We start from the raw sequence: 8,508 nt of genomic DNA on the forward strand, positions 1-8,508 counted from the left end.
GGGAGCTCGTAACTCATGGCTGAACGCGTGATACTCGCGTACTCCGGCGGACTGGACACCTCGGTGGCCATCAGCTGGATCGGTGCCGAGACCGGCAAGGAGGTCGTCGCCGTCGCGATCGACCTCGGCCAGGGCGGCGAGGACATGGAGGTCATCCGACAGCGCGCGCTGGACTGCGGCGCAGTGGAGGCCGTGGTCGTCGATGCCCGCGACGAGTTCGCCGACGAGTACTGCCTCCCGACCGTGCAGGCCAACGCCCTGTACATGGATCGCTACCCGCTGGTGTCGGCGATCAGTCGGCCGCTCATCGTCAAGCACCTCGTCGAGAACGCGCGGTCGCACGGCGGCACCGTCGTGGCGCACGGCTGCACCGGCAAGGGCAACGACCAGGTCCGGTTCGAGGTCGGGTTCAACACGCTGGCCCCCGAACTCGACGTCCTCGCCCCGGTTCGCGACTACGCGTGGACCCGCGAGAAGGCCATCGCGTTCGCCGAGCAGAACGACATCCCGATCAACGTCTCGAAGAAGTCGCCGTTCTCGATCGACCAGAACGTCTGGGGCCGCGCGGTGGAGACCGGTTTCCTCGAGGACCTGTGGAACGCCCCGACCAAGGACGTCTACGACTACACCGAGGATCCGACGGTCAACTTCAACGCCCCCGACGAACTGATCATCACGTTCGACAAGGGCCGCCCGATCGCCATCGACGGACGCCCGGTGTCGGTGCTCGAGGCCATCCAGGAACTGAACACCCGCGCGGGCAAGCAGGGTGTGGGTCGGCTCGACGTCGTCGAGGACCGACTGGTGGGCATCAAGAGCCGCGAGGTCTACGAGGCGCCGGGCGCGATGGTGCTCATCCGGGCCCACGAGGAACTCGAGCACGTGACCCTCGAACGCGAGCTCGGTCGGTACAAGCGCCACACCGACCAGAAGTGGGCCGAGCTGGTCTACGACGGTCTCTGGTACTCGCCGCTCAAGTCCGCGCTGGACACCTTCGTCGCGCACACCCAGGAGCACGTCTCCGGCGAGATCCGGTTGGTCCTGCACGCGGGCACGATCGTCATCAACGGCCGCCGCAGTGGTGAGTCGCTCTACGACTTCAACCTCGCGACCTACGACGCGGGCGACACGTTCGACCAGTCGTCGGCCAAGGGCTTCGTGCAGCTGCACGGCCTGTCGTCGAAGATCGCGGCGAAGCGCGACCTGGGCCTGTGAGTTCGTCCGGCACCACCAACGCCGGGTCGCTGTGGGGCGGTCGGTTCGCCGACGGCCCCGCGGCGGCCATGGCTGCGCTGAGTAAGTCCACCCACTTCGACTGGGTGTTGGCGCCGTACGACATCCGGGCCTCGATGGCCCATGCACGCGTCCTCAACGGCGCGGGACTGCTGTCGGCGACCGATCTGGAGACGATGCTCGACGGACTCACTCGTCTCGCCTCCGATGTCGAATCGGGCGTGTTCGTCGCCGCCGAGACCGACGAGGACGTCCACGGCGCCCTCGAGCGCGGTCTGATCGACCGCGTGGGGCCGGAGGTCGGTGGCCGACTCCGTGCGGGTCGCTCGCGCAACGATCAGGTGGCCACGCTGTTCCGGATGTGGTTGCGCGACGCGGTGCGTCGCGTCTCGTCAGGGGTGCTCGACGTCGTCGATGCCCTGACGGCGCAGGCCGCCGCGCACCCGGCCGCGCCGATGCCCGGCAAGACCCATTCCCAGGCCGCCCAGCCGGTACTGCTCGCGCATCACCTTCTCGCGCACACCCATCCGCTGCTCCGCGACGTCGAGAGATTCCACGACTTCGACGTCCGCGCCGCGGTGTCGCCATACGGGTCGGGTGCGCTCGCCGGGTCGTCGCTGGGACTGAGCCCGGAGAAGATCGCCGCCGAACTCGGCTTCGACTCGTCGGCGGAGAACTCGATCGACGCGACGTCGTCCCGCGACTTCGCGGCCGAGGCGTCCTTCGTCCTCGCCATGACCGCGGTCGATCTCTCGCGGCTCGCCGAGGAGATCATCTCCTGGAGCACACCGGAATACGGCTACGTGACGCTGGCGGACGCATGGTCGACCGGTAGTTCGATCATGCCGCAGAAGAAGAACCCGGACGTGGCCGAACTCACCCGGGGCAAGACCGGGCGACTCATCGGCAACCTGACCGGTCTGTTGGCGACGCTCAAGGCCCAACCCCTGGCGTACAACCGCGACCTGCAGGAGGACAAGGAACCGGTCTTCGACTCGGTGGCCCAGCTCGAACTCCTCCTGCCCGCGATCACCGGGCTCGTCGCCACACTCGAGTTCCACACCGACCGCATGGCGGAACTCGCGCCCGCCGGCTACACGCTGGCGACCGACATCGCCGAGTGGCTCGTCCGGCAGGGGATCCCGTTCCGGGTCGCACACGAGGCCGCCGGGGCGTGCGTACGGGTGGCCGAGGCGCGGGGCGTCGGCCTCGCCGAGCTGACCGACGACGAACTGACGGCGATCGACCCCGCATTGACCCCTGACGTCCGAGACGTGCTCACCGTCGAGGGGTCGATCGCGTCCCGCTCGGCGCGTGGTGGGACGTCGGGTGACCAGGTCGCAGAGCAGCGCGAACGCGTCGTCGCCCGCGCGGCGGTGCTACGCGACTGGCGTTGACCGGCGCCGATCGGTCGGCCGATGTGGCGAGGCCGGTCGAATCCGGCCCTGCCACGACCATGAGTAGAGTGACAGCGATCACGGACTGTGCGGCGAGGAGGTAACTCAGGTGGTCGGCATTCCGAACATCGGGCGGGCGTTGGATCGGGTCGTCGCGACGGCCCAGAACGGGCTCGAGGTCATCCGGATGGGCGGTCTCGACACCGGGACCCAGCCGACCCCGTTCCGCGTCGAGGAGACGTCGCCGATGTATCGGCTGCGCCGGTACTTCCCCGACGACCCCAACGGCGGCCCACCCGCACTCCTGATCCCGCCGATGATGGTGTCGGCCAACGTCTATGACGTCACCCCGCACAACGGTGCGGTGTCGATCCTGCACGCCAACGGCATCGACCCCTGGGTGGTCGACTTCGGGTCCCCGGACCAGGAGGCCGGCGGCATGGAGCGCACGCTCGCCGACCACATCGTCGCCATCAGCGAGATCATCGATTTGATGCACGAGGAGACCGGACGTCCGGTCCACCTCATCGGTTACTCCCAGGGCGGAATGTTCGCCTACCAGGCGGCCGCCTTCCGGCGCTCGCAGCAGATCGCGAGCCTCACCACCTTCGGCAGCCCCGTCGACGTGCTCGCCGCGCTGCCGCTCGGGTTGCCCGCCAACGTCATGGCACCCCTGGCCGAGCTCTTCGCCGACAACGTCTTCAACCGCATCGCGATCCCGGGGTGGTTGGCGCGCACCGGATTCCAACTCCTCGACCCGGTCAAGGCCGCGCGCAGCCGTATCGACTTCCTGCTGCAGCTGCACGACCGTGATGCCCTGCTCCCGCGTGAGGACCAGCGACGGTTCCTCGAGGCGGACGGGTGGGTCGCGTGGTCGGGACCCGCTATCGCGGAGTTGCTGCGCCAGTTCGTCGTGCACAACCGGATGGTGTCGGGCGGGTTCGTCATCCGCGACTCGCTGGTGACGCTGGCCGAGATCACCTGTCCGGTACTCGCGTTCGTCGGTGACGCCGACGATATCGGCCAGCCCGTGGCCGTCCGCGGGATCAAGAGGGCGGCGCCCAGGGCGCAGGCCTACGAGAGTGTGCTGCCGGTCGGACATTTCGGACTCGTCGTCGGGTCCACCTCGGGCGCGCACAGCTGGCCGACCACGTCGCAGTGGATCCTGTGGCAGGAGGGCACGGGTCCGATCCCGGACGAGATCGCCCCGATGCCCGACAACCCCGAGAAGTCGGCCGGTTCCGGCGTGAGCTTCTCTTCGCGGGTGACGCACGGACTCGGAGCGGTGGCCGACGCGGGTGCCGGGGTCGGCCGCGAGATGGTCCATGCCGCCGGGTCCTTCCGGCGGACGTCCACCGCGGTGGTGCGTGAGTCGGTGCGAACTCTGCCGCGTCTGATGCGCCTCGGACAGATCCAGGCCGGGACCCGTATCTCCATCGGCAAGTTGATGTCGGAGAACGCCGAACGTGCCGGTCACCGCGAGCTGTTCCTCTTCGAGGATCGCGTGTTGAGCCACTTCGAGGTCAACCGCCGCATCGACAACGTCGTGCGCGGTCTCATCCAGTGTGGGGTCCGCCCCGGTGAGCACGTCGGCGTGATGATGGAGACGCGTCCCAGCGCGCTCGTGGCCATCGCGGCCCTGTCCCGTCTGGGTGCGGTCGTCGTGCCGTTGCCGCCGGATGCCGACCTCGCCCGGATGCTGCGTCTCGCCGACGTGGCCGTGGTGATCGCCGATCCGGTGAGCCTCGAACAGTGCGTCGAGCACGCCGAGCGGGTGCTGGTACTCGGTGGCGGTGACGTCCGGTCGATCCCCGGGGCCGACGGTGACCGCATCATCGACATGGAGCAGATCGACCCCGATCAGGTGAAGGTCCCGTCCTGGTACCGGCGCGATCCCGGACTCGGCGGTGACCTCGCCGCCATCCTGTTCACCAGCGCGGGTGGCTCCGTCCAGCAGTGGCCCATCACCAACCACCGGTGGGCGATGTCGGCCTTCGGTGCCGCCTCGGCCACGGCGATGACCGACAACGACACTGTCTACTGCCTCACCCCGCTACACCACGCGTCCGGCCTGCTGACCACACTCGGCGCGACCGTCGTCGGCGGATCCCGGATCGCGCTGTCGTCGGGAATCGGGCCGGAGAGCTTCGCCCGCGAGGTCTACCGCTACGGCATCACCGTCGTCTCGTACACCTGGACGATGATGGGCGACATCGTCCGTGACCCCGACCTGGCGATCACCGAGCACAACCCGATCCGGCAGTTCATCGGATCGGGCATGCCGGCCGGTCTGTGGGCTGACGTCAATGCACGGTTCCCCAACGCCGGTGTCATCGAGTTCTTCGCCACCCCGGACGGCGCGGCGATCCTGGCCAACATCGCCGGCACCAAGATCGGATCGGTCGGACGCGCGCTGCCGGAGACCAATCGGGTCCGGGTCGCGGCCTGGGACGTCATCGAGGAGCGGTTCCGGCTCGACGCACGGGGGTTCGTCCGCGAGGCGGGGTCCGACGAGGTCGGCCTGCTGCTGGCGCAGACCCGCCAGCGCTACGAGTCCGGGGCGACGGTGTTGCGCGACGTCTTCGGCCAGCACGACCGATGGGAGACCTCCGGACAGTTGGTGCGCCGTGATGTCGACGGCGACCACTGGCTGATGGGCAGCGTGCACGGCGTCATCAAGTCCGCCGACGGGCCGATCTTCCCGGCACCGATCAACGCAGCACTGAGCCTGCACCCCGACGTCGACCAGGTCGTCGTCTACCCGGTGGGCACGGCCGGCTCGCAGCTCGCGGCCGCGGTGGTGTCGCCGCGGGTCCGCACGAACGCGCTGACCGTGTCGTCGCTGCGGGTGGCGTTGGCCGGCCTCTCGGCCGCAGAACGCCCCCACATCATCTGGGCCGTCGACGAGATCCCGCTCAGTCACTCCTACCGACCGCTGGCCGACAGCTTCCGGGTGCAGGGACTGCCCAAACCCAGTGCCCGCGTCTGGTACCGCGACGACAACGGACGCTATCGCCGCCTGACCAGGACGGTTCTGGCGGAGAAGGAATGGATCGTGTCCTCGGCCGAGTCACCGCAACAGGTGCGATCGTTCTGATGCCCACGGGTTCGTAGAGTGGGATCAGCACCCACCCGAACCCGTGACCGACCCGAAGGACCTCCCATGCCGCTCGACGCCTTCCTCCGCGAGAGACTCGTCTGCCCGCAGGACCACGGCGCCCTGATCTACCTCGGCTCGGACTCGGGTGCCGACGAACTGCTCTACAACGAGCGGCTGCGCACGGTGTACCGCGTCGAGGACGGCATCCCGGTGCTGCTCATCAGCGAGGCGCGGTCGGTGGACGACGCCGAACACGCGGCTCTGCTGGCCCGCGCGGGTACCGCCGACCGATAGCGCGCACCCGCCACCGATGCCTTCGCCCCTGTTGTCGGCGCGTGAACTCCGCACCGATCCGGTCGGTGCCGCGACGCGGATCCTCGGATCGGAGATGGTCGTGACCGGCGACGACGGCGAGGTCCGACTGCGCATCGTCGAGGTGGAGGCCTACGGGGGACCACCCGACGGACCGCACCCGGACCCGGCCGCACACAGCTGGCCGGGCGTCACGCCGCGGAACACGGTCATGTTCGGACCGCCCGGCCGGTTGTACGTGTATCGGTCCTACGGGATCCATCTCTGCGTGAACATCTCCTGTGGCGCGGCCGGGACCGCATCCGCGGTCCTGCTGCGCGCGGGGGAGGTGCTCACCGGCGCCGAGGTGGTCCGACGCCGACGCCAACCGGTCGCCGACCAGCGCCGATGGGCGATGGGGCCGGGCAACCTCGGCTCCGCCGTGGGGATAGCGCTCGACGACAACGGGGTCGACGTGCTGACCGCTGATTCACCGATCCGGCTCGAACGCGCCACCCACCGGCGTCCTGCGCCGATCAGCGTCGGCCCGCGAGTCGGGTTGACCGTCGCCACCGGCCGCCCATGGCGGTTGTGGATCCCCGACTCACCTGCGGTGTCGTCGTTCCGTCCCGGGTCGGCCGCGGTCCGGCGCCGACGTGCCGCCGCGGCCGCGGATCGATTGGCCGTCTCGGACGCCGATGCGCAAGGATCGGACTGGTGAGCACCGACATCATCGACGAACTGCAGTGGCGCGGATTGATCGCGCAGTCCACCGACCTCGACGAGGTGCGCGCCGCGGCGGCGGTCGGGGTGCTCACGCTCTATGCGGGTTTCGACCCCACCGGCCCGAGCCTGCACGCGGGACATCTCGTCCCACTGCTGACGCTCAAGCGGTTCCAGGCCGCCGGTCATCGACCGATCGTGCTCGCCGGCGGGGCGACGGGGATGATCGGTGACCCTCGTGACGTGGGGGAGCGGACCATGCAGACCGCGGACACCGTTCGTGACTGGGCGAGCCGGATCGACGCCCAACTGCAGCGTTTTGTCTCGATCGACGACGGTGAGACCGGAGCGGTCGTGGCCAACAACCTCGACTGGACCGGGGAGTTGTCGGTGGTCGACTTCCTGCGGGACATCGGCAAACACTTCCCGGTGAACGTGATGCTGGCCCGCGACACCATCAAGCGGCGTCTCGACGGCGACGGCATCAGCTACACCGAGTTCAGCTACCTGCTGCTGCAGGCCAACGACTTCGTCGAGTTGTTCCGACGGTTCGGGTGCACGCTCCAGATCGGCGGGTCCGACCAGTGGGGAAACATCATCGCCGGCGTCGACCTGGGCCGACGTGTCGAGAGCGCTTCCCTGCACGCGATCACGGTTCCACTGGTGACCGCGGCCGACGGGACGAAGTTCGGTAAGTCCACCGGGGGAGGGAGCCTGTGGCTCGACCCGGAGATGACCAGCCCGTACGCCTGGTACCAGTACTTCGTGAACACCGCCGACGCCGATGTCGTGCGCTATCTGCGGTGGTTCACCTTCCTCGACCGTGACGAGATCGACGAGCTCGAGAAGAAGACCGTCGAGGCCCCGCATCAGCGCGCGGCACAGAAACGGCTGGCCGCGGAGATGACGACGCTCGTGCACGGGGAGGCCAACACCGCCTCGGTCCAGACCGCGAGTCAGGCGCTGTTCGGGCGCGCGGAGCTGACGGAGCTGGACGAACAGACCCTCACCGGGGCGTTGTCGGAGACCGAGGTGGTCGAGTACGCGCCCGACGCAACTCCGACCATCGTCGAACTGCTGGTCGCTGCCGGCCTCAGCGAGAGCAACAAAGCTGCTCGCCGTGCGATCGGTGAAGGTGGCGCGTACGTGAACAACGAGAAGGTGACCGACCCCGACTGGACCGCTTCGGCGTCCGCACAGCTGGCCGGCGGCTGGTTGGTGCTGCGTAGAGGCAAGAAGAGTGTCGCCGGCGCGCACTTCGTCCATTCGGCGTAGGCCGCTGACCAGGCGATTTGACGCGCTGTTTCCACCTATGTAACTTATGTCTTGCACCGCAGCGCGGAGCGAGGCGCCGGAGAGAGTTTCCGGTGACAGAGCGTGCGCTTGAGGTGCAAATCCTGGCTCAAGGATCGTAGTGGTTACACTGCGCTCCGCTGGGGCTTGCGGGTCCTGATCCGAACAAGATCAGTCTGCGGGTGTGTGTTCTTTGAGAACTCGATAGTGTGTTGATGGATTGTTAATGCCAATTTTTTTGGTGCTGCATCCTCGCGGACAGTGGTTTGTGGGGGTGTGGTTTTTGTGATGATTGATGCCGTCTGGGGTTAAGCTCCTGGGTGGTTGTCGGTTGTTTGTTTTTTTGGTTGGGATTTTGTCTCTGCTGGGAAGATTGTTTCGAAATTCTGGTTGCCGGCCTTCGGGTTTGGTGGCTGTTTTTCTATGGTTTTTCATGGAGAGTTTGATCCTGGCTCAGGACGAACGCTGGCG

Annotated in this window: 6 protein-coding genes; all 6 read left to right on the forward strand. The window is 67.9% G+C overall.

What is annotated here, in order from left to right:
• Positions 1-15: 15 nt before the first annotated feature.
• Positions 16-1,215, forward strand: a complete 1,200-nt coding sequence (locus IEV93_RS13895) for an argininosuccinate synthase (protein ID WP_188490251.1) — start codon at positions 16-18, stop codon at positions 1,213-1,215.
• Positions 1,212-2,630 carry an argininosuccinate lyase gene (argH, locus tag IEV93_RS13900; RefSeq protein ID WP_188490252.1) on the forward strand — a complete coding sequence of 473 codons (1,419 nt, stop codon included), beginning with the start codon at positions 1,212-1,214 and terminating at the stop codon, positions 2,628-2,630. Before IEV93_RS13895 ends, argH begins: the two co-directional genes overlap by 4 nt.
• Positions 2,631-2,739: 109 nt before the next feature.
• Positions 2,740-5,727 (forward strand): alpha/beta fold hydrolase, encoded by a 2,988-nt coding sequence (locus tag IEV93_RS13905; protein ID WP_229705095.1) that lies wholly within the window; start codon positions 2,740-2,742, stop codon positions 5,725-5,727.
• A gap of 66 nt (positions 5,728-5,793) precedes the next feature.
• The gene (locus tag IEV93_RS13910; RefSeq protein WP_188490253.1) at positions 5,794-6,024 is read left to right on the forward strand and encodes a Trm112 family protein; all 231 of its coding nucleotides are present in this window, start codon (positions 5,794-5,796) and stop codon (positions 6,022-6,024) included.
• A 16-nt stretch (positions 6,025-6,040) separates the two neighbouring features.
• Positions 6,041-6,742, forward strand: coding sequence for a DNA-3-methyladenine glycosylase (locus IEV93_RS13915; protein ID WP_188490254.1), 702 nt, complete (start codon positions 6,041-6,043; stop codon positions 6,740-6,742).
• On the forward strand, positions 6,739-8,019 hold the full coding sequence (gene tyrS, locus IEV93_RS13920) for a tyrosine--tRNA ligase (protein WP_188490611.1): 1,281 nt from the start codon (positions 6,739-6,741) through the stop codon (positions 8,017-8,019). The genes IEV93_RS13915 and tyrS overlap by 4 nt, the downstream gene beginning before the upstream one ends.
• Positions 8,020-8,508: the final 489 nt, after the last annotated feature.

Source organism: Williamsia phyllosphaerae (assembly GCF_014635305.1).
In the GTDB taxonomy this organism is placed as follows: Bacteria; Actinomycetota; Actinomycetes; order Mycobacteriales; family Mycobacteriaceae; genus Williamsia_A; species Williamsia_A phyllosphaerae.